General features: G+C 53.1%; 22 protein-coding genes. 20 read left to right on the top strand and 2 right to left on the bottom strand.

The window, feature by feature from the left end; genetic code table 11:
* Positions 1-34 precede the first annotated feature (34 nt).
* Complete coding sequence (locus NYE48_RS03960; RefSeq protein WP_340996993.1) at positions 35-1,189, top strand: transglutaminase domain-containing protein; 1,155 nt, start codon at positions 35-37, stop codon at positions 1,187-1,189.
* A gap of 113 nt (positions 1,190-1,302) precedes the next feature.
* Here the strand turns inward: NYE48_RS03960 and NYE48_RS03965 are convergent, their stop codons facing one another.
* Positions 1,303-1,728, bottom strand: coding sequence for an ImmA/IrrE family metallo-endopeptidase (locus NYE48_RS03965; RefSeq protein WP_197069946.1), 426 nt, complete (start codon positions 1,726-1,728; stop codon positions 1,303-1,305).
* Positions 1,729-1,779: 51 nt separating this feature from the next.
* Positions 1,780-2,208, bottom strand: a complete 429-nt coding sequence (locus NYE48_RS03970) for a helix-turn-helix domain-containing protein (RefSeq protein WP_212950265.1) — start codon at positions 2,206-2,208, stop codon at positions 1,780-1,782.
* Between the two features lie 330 nt (positions 2,209-2,538).
* Here NYE48_RS03970 and NYE48_RS03975 point away from each other — a divergent pair, with 330 nt between their 5' ends.
* The 19 genes from NYE48_RS03975 to glpK all read left to right on the top strand — a co-directional run bounded on the left by NYE48_RS03975 (position 2,539) and on the right by glpK (position 19,413).
* A complete protein-coding gene (locus tag NYE48_RS03975; protein WP_212950166.1) occupies positions 2,539-3,009 on the top strand; it encodes an ArpU family phage packaging/lysis transcriptional regulator in 471 nt (156 codons plus the stop codon).
* Positions 3,010-4,471: 1,462 nt separating this feature from the next.
* Positions 4,472-5,311 carry a hypothetical protein gene (locus NYE48_RS03980; RefSeq protein WP_340996996.1) on the top strand — a complete coding sequence of 280 codons (840 nt, stop codon included), beginning with the start codon at positions 4,472-4,474 and terminating at the stop codon, positions 5,309-5,311.
* Between the two features lie 10 nt (positions 5,312-5,321).
* Positions 5,322-5,528: a hypothetical protein gene (locus NYE48_RS03985; RefSeq protein WP_036709001.1), complete on the top strand. Its 207-nt coding sequence runs from the start codon at positions 5,322-5,324 to the stop codon at positions 5,526-5,528.
* Positions 5,529-5,530: 2 nt separating this feature from the next.
* Positions 5,531-6,997: a phage tail sheath family protein gene (locus NYE48_RS03990; RefSeq protein ID WP_212950171.1), complete on the top strand. Its 1,467-nt coding sequence runs from the start codon at positions 5,531-5,533 to the stop codon at positions 6,995-6,997.
* Positions 6,998-7,083: 86 nt separating this feature from the next.
* Positions 7,084-7,491 (top strand): phage tail tube protein, encoded by a 408-nt coding sequence (locus NYE48_RS03995; RefSeq protein WP_036709003.1) that lies wholly within the window; start codon positions 7,084-7,086, stop codon positions 7,489-7,491.
* A gap of 36 nt (positions 7,492-7,527) precedes the next feature.
* The gene (locus tag NYE48_RS04000) at positions 7,528-7,962 is read left to right on the top strand and encodes a phage tail assembly chaperone (protein WP_036709006.1); all 435 of its coding nucleotides are present in this window, start codon (positions 7,528-7,530) and stop codon (positions 7,960-7,962) included.
* Positions 7,963-7,985: 23 nt separating this feature from the next.
* Positions 7,986-8,123 carry a hypothetical protein gene (locus tag NYE48_RS04005; RefSeq protein ID WP_340997001.1) on the top strand — a complete coding sequence of 46 codons (138 nt, stop codon included), beginning with the start codon at positions 7,986-7,988 and terminating at the stop codon, positions 8,121-8,123.
* A gap of 15 nt (positions 8,124-8,138) precedes the next feature.
* Positions 8,139-10,406: a hypothetical protein gene (locus NYE48_RS04010; RefSeq protein WP_340997003.1), complete on the top strand. Its 2,268-nt coding sequence runs from the start codon at positions 8,139-8,141 to the stop codon at positions 10,404-10,406.
* 55 nt (positions 10,407-10,461) lie between these two features.
* On the top strand, positions 10,462-11,112 hold the full coding sequence (locus NYE48_RS04015) for a LysM peptidoglycan-binding domain-containing protein (protein WP_340997005.1): 651 nt from the start codon (positions 10,462-10,464) through the stop codon (positions 11,110-11,112).
* The gene (locus NYE48_RS04020; protein WP_340997007.1) at positions 11,109-12,086 is read left to right on the top strand and encodes an XkdQ/YqbQ family protein; all 978 of its coding nucleotides are present in this window, start codon (positions 11,109-11,111) and stop codon (positions 12,084-12,086) included. The genes NYE48_RS04015 and NYE48_RS04020 overlap by 4 nt, the downstream gene beginning before the upstream one ends.
* On the top strand, positions 12,079-12,474 hold the full coding sequence (locus NYE48_RS04025; protein ID WP_340997009.1) for a hypothetical protein: 396 nt from the start codon (positions 12,079-12,081) through the stop codon (positions 12,472-12,474). The genes NYE48_RS04020 and NYE48_RS04025 overlap by 8 nt, the downstream gene beginning before the upstream one ends.
* Positions 12,467-12,922, top strand: a complete 456-nt coding sequence (locus tag NYE48_RS04030) for a DUF2634 domain-containing protein (protein ID WP_340997011.1) — start codon at positions 12,467-12,469, stop codon at positions 12,920-12,922. The genes NYE48_RS04025 and NYE48_RS04030 overlap by 8 nt, the downstream gene beginning before the upstream one ends.
* Positions 12,922-14,040 carry a baseplate J/gp47 family protein gene (locus NYE48_RS04035; RefSeq protein WP_340997013.1) on the top strand — a complete coding sequence of 373 codons (1,119 nt, stop codon included), beginning with the start codon at positions 12,922-12,924 and terminating at the stop codon, positions 14,038-14,040. The genes NYE48_RS04030 and NYE48_RS04035 overlap by 1 nt, the downstream gene beginning before the upstream one ends.
* On the top strand, positions 14,033-14,599 hold the full coding sequence (locus NYE48_RS04040) for a YmfQ family protein (RefSeq protein WP_340997014.1): 567 nt from the start codon (positions 14,033-14,035) through the stop codon (positions 14,597-14,599). The genes NYE48_RS04035 and NYE48_RS04040 overlap by 8 nt, the downstream gene beginning before the upstream one ends.
* Position 14,600: 1 nt before the next feature.
* Positions 14,601-15,755 carry a phage tail protein gene (locus NYE48_RS04045; RefSeq protein ID WP_340997017.1) on the top strand — a complete coding sequence of 385 codons (1,155 nt, stop codon included), beginning with the start codon at positions 14,601-14,603 and terminating at the stop codon, positions 15,753-15,755.
* A gap of 159 nt (positions 15,756-15,914) precedes the next feature.
* Positions 15,915-16,220, top strand: coding sequence for a hypothetical protein (locus tag NYE48_RS04050; protein WP_340997019.1), 306 nt, complete (start codon positions 15,915-15,917; stop codon positions 16,218-16,220).
* 3 nt (positions 16,221-16,223) lie between these two features.
* Positions 16,224-17,135, top strand: a complete 912-nt coding sequence (locus NYE48_RS04055; protein WP_340997021.1) for a peptidoglycan recognition protein family protein — start codon at positions 16,224-16,226, stop codon at positions 17,133-17,135.
* A gap of 15 nt (positions 17,136-17,150) precedes the next feature.
* Complete coding sequence (locus NYE48_RS04060; RefSeq protein WP_340997024.1) at positions 17,151-17,429, top strand: holin; 279 nt, start codon at positions 17,151-17,153, stop codon at positions 17,427-17,429.
* 493 nt (positions 17,430-17,922) lie between these two features.
* On the top strand, positions 17,923-19,413 hold the full coding sequence (gene glpK, locus NYE48_RS04065) for a glycerol kinase GlpK (RefSeq protein ID WP_036709033.1): 1,491 nt from the start codon (positions 17,923-17,925) through the stop codon (positions 19,411-19,413).
* The last annotated feature ends 137 nt before the right edge of the window (positions 19,414-19,550 follow it).

Below are 19,550 nucleotides of genomic sequence, written 5' to 3' on the forward strand. Positions count from 1 at the left end.
CGTACCAGGGCATGTCGTGGAGGGAGGTTGTCTGATGGTAGAAACATGGATCCAGAGCTTGCGGGAGTTTAACGCGGTTTCGATTTTTTTGCTGCTGATCCTGCTGGTTTCGCTGCTTCAAGGCTGGCGGCGGGGAGCGTCGCGCTCGGCCGGAAGACTCCTCTCCCTGCTGAGGGAGGGAGTTTTTATTTTAGTGGCCTTGGTGCTGTCGGTGCCGTTTACCTTATGGGCATCGCCCAAAGTGCAGGAATGGCTTACGGAATATTCGAGCACGATCCCGAACCGCGATTTGAGCGTGTGGGAGCAGATCTATTATACGTTTATGTCGTCGATGGCCGAGTTTCCGCTGCTGCGGTTTGCGGTGCTGTTCATGCTCAGCTACAGCATCATCCGTTTGTTGATGCGCTGGCTGACGGTCCTCGTATTCGGCGGCAAAGACGCTTTGTTCGTGCCGGGGACGCGCCAGTCCTCGTCGCTGTTCAGCCGATTGTCGGGCGCGGCGATCGGTCTTCTGATCGGAGCGGGACGCTGCATCGTCGTCGTGGCGCTGCTGTTCGTGTTTGCTACGCTGTACCCCGACTCTTCCTTTACCCGTTACGTGGAGGCCTCGCCGATTTATCAGGAAGGCGCCAAGCGGGTCATCGAGCCGTTATCCGGCAATTTGGTGAAGGACAAGCTGCCGGTATTTACGAAGGCGGTGGAAAAAGAGCTTAGCGGCATCATGCAGCGCAAATACGAGGTCATCGACCATGCGATTCCGGACGATATCGATGCGGCCGCCGCCGAAATCGTCAAAGGCGCCAAAACCGACGAAGACAAGGCGAGACGGCTGTATGACTGGATCGGGACCCGGGTGCAGTACGATTACGGAAAAGTCGACGATTACGAGCAAAAAGGCATTTGGCATGAACAGACGCCGCAGGATACGTTCGATACGAAAAAAGGGGTATGCATCGACTATGCCCGCCTGTATGCGATGATGGCCCGATCGCAAGGATTGCAGGTCCGGGTCGTCACCGGACAGGGGTATAACGGACAAGGCGGGTATGGTCCGCATGCCTGGAACGAAGTCTACTTGAGCGAGCAAAAAAAATGGGTGCCGCTGGATCCGACTTGGGCGCAAAGCGGCAACTGGTTTAATCCGCCGAATTTTGCGGCGACCCATATCCGGGACGGCATTCTGTCATAATCCGGATGCTGCCCAAAAAATGAGGAGCTGTACCGATCGGCCATCACATGGCGCGGACAGCTCCTTTTCTTTTGCTGCGGTTTGGCTCGAAGCGGTTCTTTTTTTGGCGGGACTCATGTCCGGGACATGCCCTCAAGCAAAGGGCACATTTCCGGCGGAATGCCGCTGCGCCTGCAAACGTCCTCGGCGGTTTCATCCTGACGTATGGCGACCCCTGCGGTCAACAGCAGGACGGCAAACCGGTTGGCCTGCCGCTCCAGCTTGCCCGGCGCAAAATAGGAATGCTCCTCCAGGAAAAAACGGTTAATCCCCTTATGCAGCCGGTCATGGCCCAGTTCATGCGCGCAAACGAATCGCTGCCACTCGGGGGAAAGCTGGTTGTGTATGACGATAAACCGCCTTCGCAGCTTGCGGTAATACAGTCCCTTGGTCGATTTGCCAAGGTCGGTATAACGGATCTGTATGCCAAGCGCACGCGCAAGCTCGAAGGGACAGCTTGTTTTGTATTTGCGGGTTAATTTTCGAATGATCTCGTCCACCATATTCACCTGCTTTGTCGTTTAGTCGTAAGTTGGCAGCGTGTGGAGGAGCTATTTTCCATCCGGCGTTCCGTTTGGTTTTTTCTTTCTTTTGTTCATTTGCTTGGCTTCCCAGAACAACCCGGTCAATACGTCCTTGATCCGCTGCCGGTCCTCCTCGTCCAGGGGAATTCCGTCGAACATCAGCTCGCCGTCTTCTTCCAGCATTTTTTTGAAATCGCGTTTGTCTTTGTACGTGGCCCACTCCGGCGCCTGAGCGGCATCGTGCGCGGTTCCGCTTTCCTCCAAATATCCCGCCGCCGTCATCAGCTCCCCGTAGGAAACGCCCAGGGCATCGGCCAGCTTGCGGATGGTGGGGGCTTTGGGCACGCCGCGCACGCCGTTTTCCATCCGCGAAATTTGCGAGTTGCTGATTCCCGCGGTTTCCGCCAGCTGGTTGATCGACATGCCTTTTTGTTCGCGAAGTTTTCTTAACAGCATTCCGAATTCGTTTTCCACGAGTATGTCCACTCCTTTGCATCCATCAGGACCTGTGCAAATTCGAACGGCTTGTGGAAGCGCGCGTTTTGCAGATCCTCTATTAAGAACTTACGTTCCCGCATACTACTATAACGTCTTGCTGCCAAAAGGTAAAGAAAAAGGCGAATTCCATGCCAAAAGGCATAAAAGAGGAGGGATAACCACCCGTTTTCTTCGATTTTGCCGGTTTACGGCTTGTACCAAAAAGTGGTATGTTAACATCATTATACGAACAAAAATGCGAACACGCTACAACTATTTACTATTTTAATCTTGAAGGAGTGCATATTCATGGAACAATTTCTGCCGGAGCTGGACCGCCGCAAAACGCAAACCGCGATCGAGGCTTTGTTCGAAAAATATCGCATTTATAAAACGATCACCTTCGAAGCCAGGGAAGCCAGCATCACTGCTTCGTATACCGAACGCTTCCACGGACCGACGAACGTCACATCCGACCAGACCGCGCAAATCGCCGTTTACAACGTGGACGTGCCTGCGGCCCGCAGGGCGTACTGCGAAACGATCGAATCCGTCGTGGACCGGCTGGGGGAACGGGAACGGCTGATCATCCGGGAGCGGTACATGAAGCAGGACGATGTGTTCGATTATAAAGTGTACAACTACATTTTGGATCCGCCGGTCAGCAAGGACACGTACACGAAAATCCGGACCCGGGCGTTTTATAAGCTGGCGCTGGCCTTCGCCGATTTGGGGTTGCTTAAGCTTGACGGGCTGCAAAAGCGGGTGACGGTGGGCTAGATTCTAGATTTGTGAAGGCAAACCATTCGCATGAACGGTTCAGGTCGCTACGGTTGGGGCACCGCCAGGTATGAAGCGGCAGAATGGCGTATCTTGAGGAAGCCGTGGAAACGGCCGGGGAACGGGCGAGTAAACAGTGGTAGAAACGGGCGTAGAGACCCGCGGAAATAAAATAAAGGCAGCTACAGTCGTTGAAGCAGTTGTAGAGACAGTCGTGAATCAGTGGTTGTAATCTCCGGTGAAGCAGTTGTTCATGCAATCGTAGCTATAGTTTTGGAACGGCTGTAGAAGGAATGGAATCGTAGAAACCCGTGGAAACGACCGTGTCAACGGTCGTTGAATAGTAAGTAGAAACTGCCGCAGTACGTATGTGAAATCAGTGGTTGTAATCTCCGGTGAAGCAGTTGTTCATGCAATCGTAGCTATAGTTTTGGAACGGCTGTAGAAGGAATGGAATCGTAGAAACCCGTGGAAACGACCGTGTCTATGGTCGTTGAATAGTAAGTAGAAAATGCTGCAGTAAACAATCGCGAAAGAAGTTGTTGTAATCTCCGCTGAAAGAGTCGTTCATACAACCGTAGCTATAGTTTTGGAACGGCTGTGGAAGTAATGGAATCGTAGAAACCCGTGGAAACAACCGTGTCTATGGTCGTAGAAACGTCGTAGAAAACAGTCATAGAAACAGTCATAGAAACAGTCATAGAAACAGTCTTTGAATCAGTCGTTGAAACTGACGAACAAACAGTCGTGAATTCAGTCGCTGTAATCGCCGTGAAATCAGTCGTGGCCCCATCTTCGGACGTACTGACTGCCGCATGGATCACGAATGAATCGCACGCGCTACTCTAACGGTTGCAGCCGCCGTTATTGAGGGTAAATTGGCTCCATTTGTTTTTTAACGGATACAGTTGAGGCTATTTCTTGAAAAAGCGCCTTTTTGGAAGTGTTTCGGAGCAATTAAGCACAGTGATAACCGTTAGAATATTAAACGGGCCCTTCTTACCTACTTAGCGGTTGTGAGGTCCGTTAGAATATCGTTGAGGCTAAGATTGAAAGGATAGGGGAGAGCCCCCTGTCCTTTTTTTATTTCCAAATATCAAATCATCTATTAACGGTGTGCAGACTGCGTATATAGGAGAAAATCCTAAACAAAAATACGAACATACATTCGCGCTTTTTTCATCCGACAATACGTCTGAAACCGTCCAATTCGGCGTCAGCGCATCCGTTTGAGGGGTGTAAGATTGTATCATCGGAAATGAAATCAAGAGAACAACCGAAGACGCTAACAGTCGATGTTCAAGCCGGCCCATGTGGCCGGTTTTTGATTGGCGGTGAAATTCTCTTGGCTCATGTCCGGTGCGAATGTTGGCAGAAGGGAGGAGCCGAAAATGCAAAAGCAAGCGGTGCTTGCAGGCATGAACAGCCTTAGGGAACAAGGAGCGCTACGGCAGCCCCCGGTATGAGAGCGGCGCTCAAGCAAGCGATCGCGGACGTCGTGCCAGCGCTGAAAGACAGGCTGTACGACGTGCAGCCCCCGGCCGACGGTGCAGCGGAGCCCTACGGGGTGATCGCGTTCGGCGAAGAAATCTGGAAATCGGCCTGGGCGGGGTACCGGCAGGTGATCCGGCTTAAGCTTTACGCGGGCGCCGCTGGCCTGGATCAGGCAGATCAGTGGGCGGAGTCGCTTGTCGGCGGGCTGCACCGGAAGCGGGTGGCCTACCCGGATGCAGCGCCGTTTACGCTGGTTTACCTGGGAGCGCGGGAAGCCGAAAGGCTGGAACCAACGACGGGCAAAGCGGTTCGGACGCTTCGGTTTGGCGTGTATGTTCCGGAAGCGGAGTCCGGGAGCCCGGGGGCCGGGCCGGATGAATGGTTAAGCGCGCTGGCCGTCTGGACCGGGAAAAGGTTAGGCGAGCCGTGGACGGTATACCAAACGTCGTGGCCTTCCGGACCGGACGACCATGCCGTGCTGTGGCGGATGACGGGCTGCGAGACCAAAATGGCGGGGGCGTCGCTTTACGAGGTCCGCAAACATTTTGCAGGGCATATCGCCGCGCCGAATTCCGACGTAGAGCAGCAGGCGGCCGTTTCGCTCATCGAAGCCTTGGGAACTCAGGTGCAGCTGCCTTTGAGCACCGACCAACGCAGGTACATGTCCGTTACGGAAGCGTCGGCCGATTTGAAGGCGGATGCGTTTTTGGATGGGCAGGTGAAGCTGACGCTGGTGCAGCGGCGGATGCGGCCGGCCGAAGAGGCGGCGCTGATCCGCAGGGTAGAGATTCATCCTATTTTGAAATGAGGTGTTTGGCATGGCGGTTAAAAAAACGGCGCAAACCGAAGAAACAGCCAGTGAACCGCGTTACATGCTTTCGGAGCTGACGGATCGATCCAAAGATTTGTTTGGCGTTCAGGAAGAAGTGATGGCGGGTGCTTTTTACGGCGAAGAGGACAAGACGTTTTCGGTGGCGGAAGCAAAAGCAAAAATCGAACAATTCATGAAAGCGAAGGTGGATTAATTATGGCAGGCGGAACATGGGAAAACACGAATAAACCGGTATTGCCGGGATTGTATATGAATTTCAAGGCGGCGGCCGCTTCGGCGATCCAGGGCGGTTCCCGCGGCACGGTGCTCGTGCCGGTGAAGGCAAATTGGGGGCCAGTGCGCGAGTTCGTGGAAATCGGAAGCGAAACGGCCATTGGCCAGGTGTACTCGACGGACGCAGCGGACGGCGCGACGGCGTACAAGACGCTGTATCTCGCGCTGCTGGGCGGACCGAAAAAACTGGTCGCTTACCGTCTCGCGGATGATACTGCGGCGCAAGCCAGCCTGACGCTGCAAACGGGGGATGCCACGCCGCAAGACGCGCTCCAGCTGCAGGCGAAATATCCGGGAAGCCGCGGCAACGGCTTTACCGTAACCATTCAGCCGGCGCTTGGCGAGCCGAATGCGAAGGAACTTCGCCTGTACGAGGGTGCCAAACTGCTCGGAACTTACAAGGGAGCCGACGGCACGGCCGCCTCGATCGCCGAACAGATCAACAAGGATAACGGCAATGCCTGGATTACGGCCAAAGTGCTGGGGCAAGGCGGAACGCCTGCCGACGTGAGCGGCGCTGCTTTTACGGGAGGCGCCAGCGGCAACGGCAGACTGACGAATGCCGAGTACATCGCCATGCAGGAAGCGGCGGAAGGCCAGGATTTTGACGTGCTGGCGCTCGATTACGCCGCCGATATGGCGCTGCTGCAAAGCTTCGCGGCATGGATCAAGCGGATGCGCCGCGAGGGCAGGGGCGTCATGGCCGTCTTTGGCGGTTCGGCTGCGGACGATACGGCCAAGGATGCCGTGAAGCTCGCTGCGTCCCGATCGCTGGCGCTCAATCATGAAGGCATCATCAATGTGGGCACGGGCGTGCGCCTCGCCGGGACGGATTACAGCTCCGCGCAGACGGCGGCTTACGTTGCGGGCCTCATTGCCGGGCAGCGGCTGAACCAGTCCGCGACGTATGCGGTGACGCCTTTTGAAGACGTGACCCGCCGCTGGACCCGTTCCGAGCAGGAGGAAGCGGTGAAAAACGGCGTGTTCCTGCTCTTTTACGACGGCCGCCAGGTTAAGGCGCTGCGCGGCATCAACAGCTTGGTGACGCCTGCCGAAGGCCAAAACAACGCCTGGAAAAAAATCCGCTCCATCCGCGTCATGGACGCGATCAACGCCGACCTTCAGCTTGCCGCCGAGCAATCGTATATCGGCAAGGTGAACAACACCGAGGAAGGCCGTTTGGCGCTCATCGGCGCCGTGAAGGAGTATTTGGCCCAGCTGTCTTTGAGCAGCGTCATCGAGCCGAACGGTTACGACGTCATTTTGGACCCGGCTTATTACGGCGACAGCGCCGTGAACACGCCGGAGCCGGATCAGGTGTTCCTGCAGTGGAACGTGAAGCTGACCGACGTGATGGAGCAGCTGTTCGGAACGTTTTACGTGCAATAAGGATGGTTTTGGATTCAACAGGCTGAACGATTCAGCGGATTAAACAAACATTTCATGAACTTTTAAAATACGGGGAGGAAAAAACAATGTTGGATGCTTCAAGAGTCATTATGGGGACGTATGGCCAGGCCTATATCGACGGGGTATGGCAAACGCATATTAACAAGCTGGAAGCGAGCGTGGAGATCGAAAAGAAAGAGCTGAACCTGGTCGGCCGGGACTGGAAGGTGCATAAAAACGGCGCCAAAAAGGGCAGCGGCACGATGAGCGGCTACAAAGTCACGTCGGACATGATTCAGCGCGGGTTCTCCAAGTTCGACATCATCTCCAAGCTCGACGATCCGGAGTCTTTCGGGCATGAGCGCGTGCGCCTGATCAACTGCATGCCGGACAAAATCCAGCTTGCCAACTGGACGGCCGGCGAAGAGGTGCAGGAAGAGACGCCGTTTACGTTTGAAGGCTACGAGCTGCTCGATCCGATCGTCGGCAACTAAGGCATTTTTCGAAACCAGGGAAAAGGAGAATGAGACATGAGCGTACATGAGCATATGACGGAGGAGCAAATTTTGGACAGCCTGTTCGAGGCTGCGGAAAAATTGCCGGAAGCGACCGTCCGCATCAAACGTCTGGACATGAACATCGTGCTGCACGGGCTCACTTCGAGCAAGGTGGACAGCATCCGCGAGCGCTGCATGATCCGCCGCACGGTGAAAGGTTCGGTGGAAGAGAAGGTGGACAGCGAAACGTTTAACGCCTTGCTGATCGCGGAAGCGACCGGAAAGCTGGAAGTGAAGGGCCTGGCCCTGAACGGCTGGGGCGATCCGCGGATTACGAGCCGCATGAAGCTGTCCGGCGGGGAGCAGGCGGTGCGCCGCATGCTGCTGGCAGGCGAACTGGACGCCGTCGGCGACAAGGTGCTGGAGCTGTCCGGCTTCGGCGTCGACATCGATGACGTAAAAAACTAATCCGCTCCGGGGGAATGACGACGATGCTGTATCATCTGTGGGTACGGCATCACCTTCGTCCCGGAGATTTCTGGCGGCTGCCGCGCGGCGAGCGCCTGCTTCTGATCGCTTTTGCGGAAGAAGAGATGGACCGCCTGGCAGCCCAAATTTCGGACCGATGAGGAGGTGACATAGAGATGGCTGAAACGATGAATTACCGGATGAACCTGGTCATCGACCCGAAAAACGTCATCAAAGCCAACCGCGAGCTGCGGGCCATGGAGCGTTACTTCGAGCGCATCCAGGGCCGCGTCCTGAGAATCGGCCGAACCCGCATGGCTCCCGAGATCGTGCTGAAGGACCGGGCCTCGAAAGGGTTAGACAACCTGCTGCGCAAGCTGCAGCGGGTACGGTCGGAGGTGGTGAATGCTTCGGGTACGGTGACGTTGAAGATCCAAGGTGGAAAAGTCAAGGTAGGACCAGACGCCTCATTGCTTGTAAGCACCATTACGTCCAATACAGTGGCAATCAATAAATTGACCGCTGCACTCGGAGCAACCAAAGCAGGCGACGGGAAAAAAGAGGATCCGAAAGGGTTCCTGGACCAACTGAAGGAAATATTCGGGGATCTAAAAAAAATTGGCGGGGGATTAAAAACCGCCGGGGAGATCCCCGGCAAGTTTAAGGAACTGAAAGACATCTGGAACGATGCCGAAGACGAAGATGGAGGTTCTGGAGGCTCTACAGCTAAGGGCAAAAAAAACAAGAAGAATAAAAAAGGATCCAAGACCAAAAAGGGTAACAAGAAAACACCTAAAAGAAACAAGCTGGATAAAGCAGCAAATCCCAAAAAGTCCGGCTCCAAAATGGGCAAAGCAACCAATCCGAAAACATTCGGGTCCAAGCTGTTCAAGACGGCAGAAAAAGGCGGGGACTTGTGGAAAACCGCGAAGTCTGCTGCGGGGGATGTCATTGGTGGCGCTAAGGGTCTGTGGAATCACGGAAAAGATTTGCTTAAAGGCACCGGCATATCTTCGAAGTTATCCTCTTGGATGAGTTCGGCTGCCGGAAAAATGAAAAACAGCAGTCTTGGCGGCAAAGCCAGCAAAGTTTTTAAAGGCGGTGCAGACAAATTATTTAGTGCCCTTGGATTCGGATCATCGAAAGGCGCAAAAAACAAGCCCGGAAAACTGAATATTTTCGGCTCAAAGCTTGGCGAATGGACTAAAAAGGGCGCCAAAATCCTCGGTCCTGTCACCGACAGCGTAGTTGGAGGCGCTAAGGGGTTATGGGATAACGGAAAACAGCTGCTCAAAAGCGGAGGCGGATCTGCTGCCAAGGCCGTTTCGTTTGTAGGCTCCACTGCCGGAAAAATCGGGAAAAGCGGGCTGGGCATGGCAAGCAAGGTCCTAAAAGGCGGAGCAAGCAAGTTGTTCGGGATGTTCAGTTCCGATTCTAAATCCAAGAAAGCCAAGGCAGGAAAAGGCTCAAAAAAAGCTAAAGCGGGGAATGCGAAGAAAGGCGCCGGTTTTGGTACTAAGCTGTTCAAAATGGCCGGCAAAAGCGGAGAACTGCTTGAGACGGTTGGATCGGCCGGTGAAGACATCATCGGTGGAGCTCAAGGTCTATGGAAGCATGGTAAAGAACTTCTTTCAAGCACCGGCATTGGTTCGAAAATCAGCTCCGTTGTCAGCAAAGTCGGAAAAAGCGGCTTCGGCAGCACGGCAGGCAAGCTTCTCGCAGGGGGCGCCAAAAAGTTGATGGGACCATTGGGATTCGTGTCTGATGCAATGTCCATCGCTTCGGCAAAACCAGGCAAGGAACGTTCAAAAGCCATCGGATCTACCATTGGCGGTGCAGCGGGCACCATGATTGGCGGAGCTCTTGGTACATTGATTCCGATTCCCGGCGTTGGCAATGCCATTGGGGCTACTCTCGGAAATATGGCCGGCAGCTTCGTGGGCGAAAAAATTGGCGGTTTAGTATCGGATTATGCGCCGAAAATCAAAGAAACCTTTTCGTCCGTAACAGGGTGGTTTTCCAAGAAATTCGGCGGCAAAAGCAAACCAAAGGACAAGCCGGCTGTCATGGGGCCGCCTGCACCTTCAGGCCCGATGTTACCAGGGGTGAATACCGGCTATTCGGCGAGCGTTGCTGCGAATCCGGGCCCACGGCTTCAATCTGCAGCGGCCGGGGTAACGGTTGGGGCTGCGGCAGGCGGCAAACTTCCGCAAGTCGTGCAGATCAGTCCGGAGCAGATGACGACATTGTCTGGATTTTTGCGGGACATGAAAACCGAATCAACAACTCAATACAACCTCCCGCCTGGCGCGGTCCAGGTCACGGTACACGAGGAATATCCTGTTGATGTTGAAGGCCTGATCCAGCAGATCGGCCAACGTCTCAGAGCCGAATTCCAGAAAGCGTCGCAAAACAAAAAGCCGGTTCCTTTCGCCCAGGCTTAAGCTGAAAGATTGTCCGTTGGACAATAAACGAAGATGTAGGGAAGGGGGCGTTACGATGAACTTTGCGCTGATCGACGGGAAGGGGAAAAGATTCACTTTTCCCGTCAACCCCGAAGAAGTCACGATATCCCGGCAAAAAGGGTACGACACGACGATGATCCTTTCTTCGGGGGAGTTTGATTTTGCGCAGGGAGACAGGGTGAAGGAAATTTCCTTCGCCTCTTTTTTTCCTAAGGAATATAATAATTCCTTTTGCCAAGTAAGCCAGGACGAGTTTATGGATCCTCAAACCGCCATGAATAAATTAAATGATTTTTTGGCGATGAAAATGCCGCTGCGTTTCGTCATATCGGAGACGGCCGTCAATGTTCTCGTGTTTGTGGCTTCGCATAATTCCACTTTTCGCGGGGGTGAGCCGGGGGACGTATATTTTGAAATTACGCTCCGGACCTGGAGGGAACTGAAGGTGGCCAAAACCGCCGGCGGCAGCCAGGGAAAGACATCCACGGTTAACAAAAAGCCGCGCGTGGACTTGAAGGAAAAAAGCAAAACCTACGTCGTCAAACCGGGAGATTCCCTATCCAAAATCGCAAAACTGGAGCTTGGAAACAGTTCGGCCTGGAATAAAATCTATCAGCTGAACAAAAAGATCATCGGCAGTAACCCGAATGCGATCAAACCTGGACAGAAGCTGGTGCTGCCATGAGCTACAAGGTGATTTTGCAGAACAAATATGATTTGACTCCGCTGGTGGAGGCTATCAATCTGCGGGATTCGCTAGAGCAGGTCGCCTATCAAGCTACGGTGAATCTGGTCGTCTCGCCGGATATGCCGCCGATCTCGCCGGGCATGTCCATTCGGATCAGCGGCGTTCCTTACGGCAAAACGAATTACGTGCCGCTGTTGAACCCCGGCGTCGTGTGGGAGGCGGAAACCTCGAACAACGGAATTAAACGGATGACGCTGACCATTTATGACCGCACGATCTACTTGGACAAGTCCGAGGATGAATACTTGTTTCCGGCGAAACAGACAGCATCCCAACGTTTCAAAAAATATGCTTCCGACTGGAATTTAAAAATCGCAAAGCTGCCGGATACCAAAAAAGAGCTGGGACGTTCTGTATACCGCACGCAGTCGATCTATGCCAGCATGTTCGCCGATCTAAGGGAGACGGCTAAAGCCGGGGGCAAGCTGTACCATCCGCGGATGATTTCATCCGGGCTGGAGTTGTATGAGCTTGGGACCAACCCGGAGGTGTACGTTCTTGAACATGTTACGGATACGACCCAATCCCGGACGTTGGAAGGAGCCGCCACGCAGGTGAAGGTGCTTGCAACTGCCGCCAGCGAATCCGGGCAAGAGGTTCCGTCCAAAGCGTTGGCGATCGCCAAGAAGGACATCGACAAATATGGCCAGCTCCAGGCGATTATCCAGGACGATGAAGTCAAGTCGCAAGCAGCGGCGAAAGAGTTGGCCAAAAGCAAACTGCGTGGAATCTCGCAGACGATTTCCGTCAACGCGCCCGACATCAATACGATACGTGCCGGGGACGCAGTTTTGCTGGGCAGCATGAGGCTCATCGTCATTTCAGTCAGCAGGGAACTGGGGAATCCGGGAAGCATGTCGCTTGAGCTTGGCACTTACGATGACGTGAAAAGGAGGTTTTACCTTGAATAAAGATCCTTACGGACAGCTGGCATCTGCGCTTTATTCTACCGTCGGCAAACACACGAGGCAGGCGCTTGGCGGCGTGGGAGCCGTTCTTGGTACGATAACCGGAACCGGTTTGAAGCTGGATGATTTTAAACACGAGTTTCAGGACTACTTAGTTGCGGAGCTGCCGGGCGTATTGGCTGTTCCGGGTTCTGTCATGGCAGGGACACCCAAGTTTGACGTACGGTCGGCAGGGGACTCTAAGCAGGAGGAAACTTCTTCGGATGAAACCGAAATCGAAGATGCTCGTCTTAGCTTGGCCTTAAAGCCTGGGGATCGTGTGCTGGCGGTTCGGGTGAATGGTGGGAATGATGTGGTGGTCGTATGCAAGGTGGTGAGCGGGCATGGCTAATTTGTTTCCGGCGACGGAGGACATGGTCTGGGAGGATGCGACAGAGCCGGCGACGTATGAAGGAAGCGGGGCCGTGTTTGGCCGCAGCTGGAAGTTCGATTTTGACGCAGGCGAATTTGTCATGTCGCCGACCCGTAAAATGGCCGTGGCCGATGAAAAAGAGGCTTGGGTGCTTTGGTGCGAAAAAGCGATCCGAACGCCGCGTTACCGCCATCTCATCTATTCCCGTGATTATGGCAGCGAGCTGGAAGAATTGATCGGCAGCGGCAACCGGGCGATTCAGGAAAGCGAAATCCGGCGAATGGTGTCCGAAACGCTGCTCGCGGATGCGCGAACGCAAAACGTGGACCAGTTTGTTTTCGAGTGGGAAGGGGAAAGCTGTCGTTTCACCTGCCGGATTACGAATATCCGCGAGGAAGAAGCCGTATTGGAAGGGAGTGTGGGATAATGGCGGATTTGCCGCTTTATTTGCAAGATCAAACCGAAGACGAAATCATGCAGCGCATGCTGAGCCGGGTGCCCGCGGATATCGATAAATCCGAGGGCTCTTTTATTTGGGACGCGCAGGCGCCCGTGGCGTTTATGCTGTCCGAAGCGGCGATATGGGCGCAGCAGGTGCTGGATCGGGGCTTTGCCCGGACTACATTCGGAGAATATTTGGATATGCGGGCGGAGGAGCATGGGGTGACGCGCCGTCAAGCGGTGGCCGCTACCGGAACGGTTAAGTTTAAGGGGACGCCCGGGAAGCAGATCCCTTCCGGAATCGTGGTCGCAACGCCGGCTGACGAAATTTCCGGGGAACCGAGCATTGAATACAAAACGACTGCGGAAGTAACGCTGGACGGTAATGGCGAAGGGATCGCTCAAGTGACAGCGGTTGTGCCCGGCAAAGCCGGCAACGTGCCCGCGGGCGTCATCGAAATCATCTCGGCACCGGTTACCGGCGTAGTGTCGGTGACAAATCCGGAAGCGATCAAAGGCGGCGCGGATGTGGAGTCCGATGAATCCTTGCTGGAGCGCTTTTATACTCGGGTTCGCAACCAGGGGACAAGCGGCAACAAAGCCCAATACATTCAATGGGCGAATGAGGTCGCCGGCGTAGGCGGGGTTCAGGTCAAACCCTTGTGGAAAGGACCGGGCACGGTTGGCATTTATTTGCTGGATATGGATAAACGCGCCGCAAGTCCGGCGATTGTACAAGCAGCTCAAGACTATATTGATCCGACTATGGACGGTCAAGGAGAAGGGCAAGCGCCAGCCGGGCCGATCGTCACCGTGATGGCCGCTGAGGAGGTGCCTATTCATATCTCGGTTCAGCTCACGCTGGCGGCCGAAGCAACGATCGAACAAGTAAAGGAACAGGTAGAGAAGGGGGTTACTGCGTATCTTAGGCAGCTTGCTTTTGCGGATCCGCTCGTTCGTTACACCCGGATCGCTGCGGTGCTGCTGGATATTCCTCCGATTATCGACTACTCGAATCTTACCGTCAATGACCAGTCGGACACCAATATTCAGATCAACCCCGGTCAGGTGGCCGTATTGGGGACGGTGACGCTGAATGGCTGATTTTACGATCGCTAGTCCGAGAGGCGCCGAGCTCTTTTCTTATTTGCCTGCCTATTACGAGTCTTCCCGAGTCATGAAGGCTGACTTGAATGCAAAAGGGACGGAAATGGATGCCTTATACACGGCCCTGAACCAAACGCTTGATCAGTTTTTTGTCCGGACGGCCACATGGGGACTGGATCGATGGGAGTATGAGCTTGGAATCGAAACGGATCGTACTAAACCGATCGAACAGCGGCGTTCCTTAGTAGAATCAAAGCTGCGCGGAGCAGGCAAGTTCTCAGGGCGTCTGGTCAAAAACGTTGCGGAGGCCTATGACGGCGGAAAGGTAGATGTTTCTTTTCAACCTGCCGAGTGGGGTTTTACGATCAAATTCGTTGATACGATCGGGATTCCCCCGAATCTGGAGGATCTCAAATCCGTAGTCGAAGAAGTGAAGCCCGCGCATCTGACTGTAAAATACGAATTCAGTTATTTGCTCATCCGGGACATTGAAGGCGTTATGACCCTAGATCAAATGGAACAAACGCCATTATCCAAATTTGCAGGAGGTGCTTGAAATGGCGAGTAATACGCCTAATCTTGGTTTGTTAAAAAAAGATCCGATAGCTGATGGGAATGAGACGTTTAATATTCAAACGATGCTGAATGATAACTGGGATAAGATCGATGAAGCTGTGGGGAATATTAAAGTTCCTGATGCTTCTTTGACGGAAAAGGGGGTCGTCCAGCTTTCTAATGCGACCAATGGGACGAGGGAAGATGTAGCTGCGACTGAAAAAGCGGTAAAGGTTGCCATGGATGAAGCTTTAGCGTCAAAGCAGCTTGGAGTTGAGCAGAAGGCTAATGTGGTTGCCGCGCTCAACTCCATCGGGGTAGCGGCAACCACGAGTGAGACATGGGCGCAGCTCATTGCTAAAATGGCGGGGGTTATTAAAGCTACGGGCAACGCTACGGTCGCTGATGTGCTGTCGGGAAAAACGTTTTCTAATACCAACTCAAACGGATTAACTGGAACAATCCCTAAACGAAGTGATGAATTCAAATCCGGCACTTGGCTAAATCCAAGTGGAGGTATCTACGTTGATACCGCAATGAGTTTAGATGGGGGATATTATCCACCGGGAACAAAAGCTTCTATACAAATTAGCGACTCTGCACTAATTCCAGATAATATCAAAAAGGGCGTTTCCATTTTTGGCGTACAAGGTATAAATGAAATGAAAAGGGGATTCACCAAAGTATCCGGTGGGGGTGGATATTTCACTGTACCGTATGGACAAACTGTTTATAAAACTGGATTCTTAGTTCCAGATGAGGCAAAAATATGTGTTTTTATGAATTCAAGCACTTCTAATGGTGTTAATGGGAGATGGAATAGCTATTCTTACGCTGAAGCAAATATAGTTATAAAAGCTGATTATACCTATAATATAGGCAATGTTCCGAGGAGCCCATATACTTCGTATCCCAATGAACTGTGTTTATATGCGATTGTGATCGATAGGGCCGGTGGGACTTACTGTGCTATTGGGTATGATAATCATGATAGTGGGAATCATGAAGAAACTAACTTTGTGTATAAGAGTGGGAACTTTAATGCAAGCGGTAAGATTGAGGTTGGGATAAATGTAAACAACAACTCTTGGTCTGGGGATGGTGGGGAGGCAAGGTTGACTTTCGATGTATATGGAGATTTATTTTGGTACTACTAAATAAATATAATCTTGGATTTACAAGATGATATATGAATTGGTGAAATGCTACAAGATTTGACGAAACATGCATGCTAGATATTTATCAACGCCACATAGGCGTTTTTATTTTGCCCTCGGAGCTCCCGAGGGCATTTACCTTCACGAAAGGAGGAATCGATGATGGACTTCGCAGCGATCACTGCTCTCTTATCGGTGTGCGGGGTAATCAGCGGTATTATTATCGGCTGGTCTGGAAGGACCCGCGCAGTCAGGCAGGATACAAAAGAAGAAGCCCGTTCGGATGCCATGGCTCGCGCCGACATCGAGTACATTAAGCGGGGCATTGAGGACATCAAGCATGAGCAACGGGCGCAAGGAAAGCGGTTCGACGAGCTGGCCGAACGTGTTACGCGCCTGGAAGAATCCCAGAAATCGATGCAAAAACGTGTAGACCATTTTGAAAAAGCAAAAGGGAGAGTTTGAATTTTGGACAAAGCCAAATACAAAATCGAGCGTCGATATATCGGCGTTCGCCATAACACAAGGCCTGGACTCCGATTAACAACCGGAACCCCGGCCTTTTTTGTTGCCCATGACACGGGTAATCCAGGAGCTACGGCAGACAACCATTACACGTATTTTAATAACCTTAAGGACCGGTCTGCTTCCGCGCAGGTTTTTATCGACGACACAAAGATTTTGGAGATCATTCCGACCGGGACCGGTCCTGATCCGGCGGAAAAAGCCTGGCATGTGATTTATAACGTCACGACAGACAACGAACGTTTCGGCTACGACGCCAACGATGCTGCTTTGGGCATTGAGCTTTGTTATGGCGGCAAGATCCGCTTCGTGGAGGCTTACAAACGGTTCGTGTGGTACCTGGCGTATTGCTGCGACAAGTGGGGCAAAAATCCCTCCACTTATATCGTGAGCCACAAACAGCTTGATCCAGCCCGTAAGAGCGATTGCGAGCAAGCCCTGTTTGCAGGCAATAAAACCTTCAAGGATTTGATTTTGGACGTGGGCGCTGAGTTGGCGGCTCCGATCGCCGCACCCGACTTTGAACCTTTACCCGTTACTATCGCTCAATCGCTGATCCGCAACTATATACAACCAGCGTGGTTTTCCTCTCATAACTTTGGGGATGAAGCAGGGAAAACCCATTTCCATAACTTGGCCAATAATCTTCGTTTGGCTGCAGGGATAGCGCTGGAAACGGGAAAGGCAGCCCAACCGCTTACCCGATTGCCGAAAAGCAACGCGCAGGAGATTATTTTCCGTTGGCTTTCGCCGGCATGGTTTCAGGCTAAAGCTGCTGGAGACCGGACGGCCATGAACCATTACCATAACTTGGCGAATGATTTGCGGCGCGCGGCGGGTATTCCGGAAGAATAAGAGAGGAGAATCGAAATGGAAAATGAAGTATTGGATCATGTATTGGCATTTGCCTCCGTTTTGGCGGTGTTTGTACTGTCGTTAGTCCAACTTGTTAAAAGCGCGGTGAACGTGCCGAAGAATATCGTACCGGTCGTTGGTCTGGTCATCGGGTTGATCATCGGTACGGCAGCCTATCCTTTTACGGAGTTAGGACTGGTGCTCAGGATCTGGGCAGGAGGAATTGCCGGGCTGTCCGCTACAGGCTTGTTTGAATTGGCATTTAACCGCCGAAGTGGTGGCACGAAGGAATGAACGGCTTTATTTGTCATAGCACGCTTTTAAGAGTATCGGCATAAAAAGCCGCTGACCTTATGGATCGGCGGCTTTTAACTAAGTTTGATTTATTTAACCGGATAAGCAAAATGCAGAAAGTTGCCGAAATTGTATTCTTCGATGCTCAAAGTCCGGATTAGAATTAGAAATAGAAATTGCTAAAAAAAACGAGATTATTGCAGCAACTCAAACGAAAGGCTAGCAATGCAGAGAGAACGATTTAGATCCAAGTTTGTACAAATGAATACATACGATTGGACTCAATATAAGTACGTGAATTTTCCTCTGTTCGTCCTTTCCGCCGCCTCTTTTCAAAATCCCCCTTCAAAACCTCCCCGTTTTCGAATAGCATAAGAAGTAGGAAGCCATTAGCAGCCACACCCACATAAGTCCATATTTAGATCTTTTCATCTCATTTTAATGATAAAGCGCTTACGAAACATCCAACATGCCAACGAAACGGGGGAGAACGATGGAAACCTACATATTGTCATTGGATCAGGGGACGACAAGCTCGCGGGCGATTTTGTTTAATCGGGCCGGCGAAGTGGTTCATATCGCGCAAAAAGAGATTACGCAGCATTTTCCGAATCCGGGATGGGTAGAGCATAACGCCAACGAAATTTGGGGGTCGATTTTGTCGGTCATCGCGTCGGTGCTGTCGGAGTCGGGCGTGAAACCGGAGCAGATCGAAGGCATCGGCATCACGAACCAGCGGGAAACGACCGTCGTGTGGGATAAGGAAACGGAAGAGCCGGTGTACCATGCGATCGTGTGGCAGTCGCGGCAGACGGGCGGCATATGCGAGGAACTGAAAGCGAAAGGATACGACGACAAGATCCGCGAAAAAACCGGGCTGCTCATCGATCCGTATTTTTCGGGAACGAAGGTTAAGTGGATTCTCGACCATGTGGAAGGCGCCCGCGAAAAAGCCGAGCAGGGCAAGCTCCTGTTCGGCACCATCGATTCCTGGCTGATCTGGAAGTTTACCGGGGGCAAACGGCATGTCACCGACTATTCCAACGCCTCCCGCACGCTGATGTACAACATCCACGAACTCCGATGGGACGACGAGCTGCTGGAAATCCTGGGCGTGCCGGCTTCGATGCTGCCGGAAGTGCGCCCATCCTCCGAAATTTACGGGCACACGGTGAAGCACCACTTTTTCGGGCAGGAGGTTCCGATTGCCGGGGCGGCCGGAGACCAGCAAGCGGCGTTGTTCGGGCAGGCTTGTTTTGACGAAGGGATGGCGAAAAACACGTACGGCACCGGCTGCTTCATGCTCAAACATACCGGCGAAACAGCGGTTCGCTCCGGGCACGGATTGTTGACCACCATCGCCTGGGGCATTAACGGACGCGTGGAATACGCGCTGGAAGGCAGCATTTTCGTGGCCGGTTCGGCGGTACAGTGGCTCCGGGACGGACTGCGGATGCTGAAGGATTCCAAAGAAAGCGAAAATTACGCAAACCGGGTCGCTAGCACGGAAGGCGTCTATGTCGTGCCTGCATTCGTAGGCCTCGGTACGCCGTATTGGGACAGCGATGTTCGCGGAGCGGTGTTTGGCTTGACCCGCGGCACATCGAAGGAGCATTTTATCCGGGCGGTACTGGAGTCGCTTGCTTACCAGACGCGGGACGTCATCTCGGCGATGGAGGGCGATTCGGGCATCGAGCTGCGGACGCTGCGCGTGGATGGCGGGGCCGTGCAGAACAACTTCCTCATGCAATTCCAAAGCGACCTGCTGGGCGTGCCGGTGGAACGGCCGGTGATCAACGAAACGACGGCGCTGGGCGCGGCTTATTTGGCCGGACTTGCGGTCGGCTATTGGAAAAGCCAGGAGGAAATATCCGCCATGTGGGCCAAGGAGCGCCAATTCGAGCCTGCGATGGGGGAAGAGGAGCGCGATAAGCTGTATGCCGGGTGGAAAAAAGCGGTCCATGCCGCCATGGCATTCAAATAGAAGGATGAGAGGGCCCGCCAAACGGCGGGTCTCTTTTACTTTAGGCTTTAGCCAGTTGAGCTCGCGAAGCGTGCGAAACAAAAAACCACCCGCTATGCGGGTGGAGGGAACGAGGGTTTGACCAACAAGACCATCCC

This window comes from Paenibacillus sp. FSL M7-1455 (assembly GCF_038004655.1).
Lineage (GTDB): Bacteria > Bacillota > Bacilli > Paenibacillales > Paenibacillaceae > Paenibacillus_AQ > Paenibacillus_AQ cookii.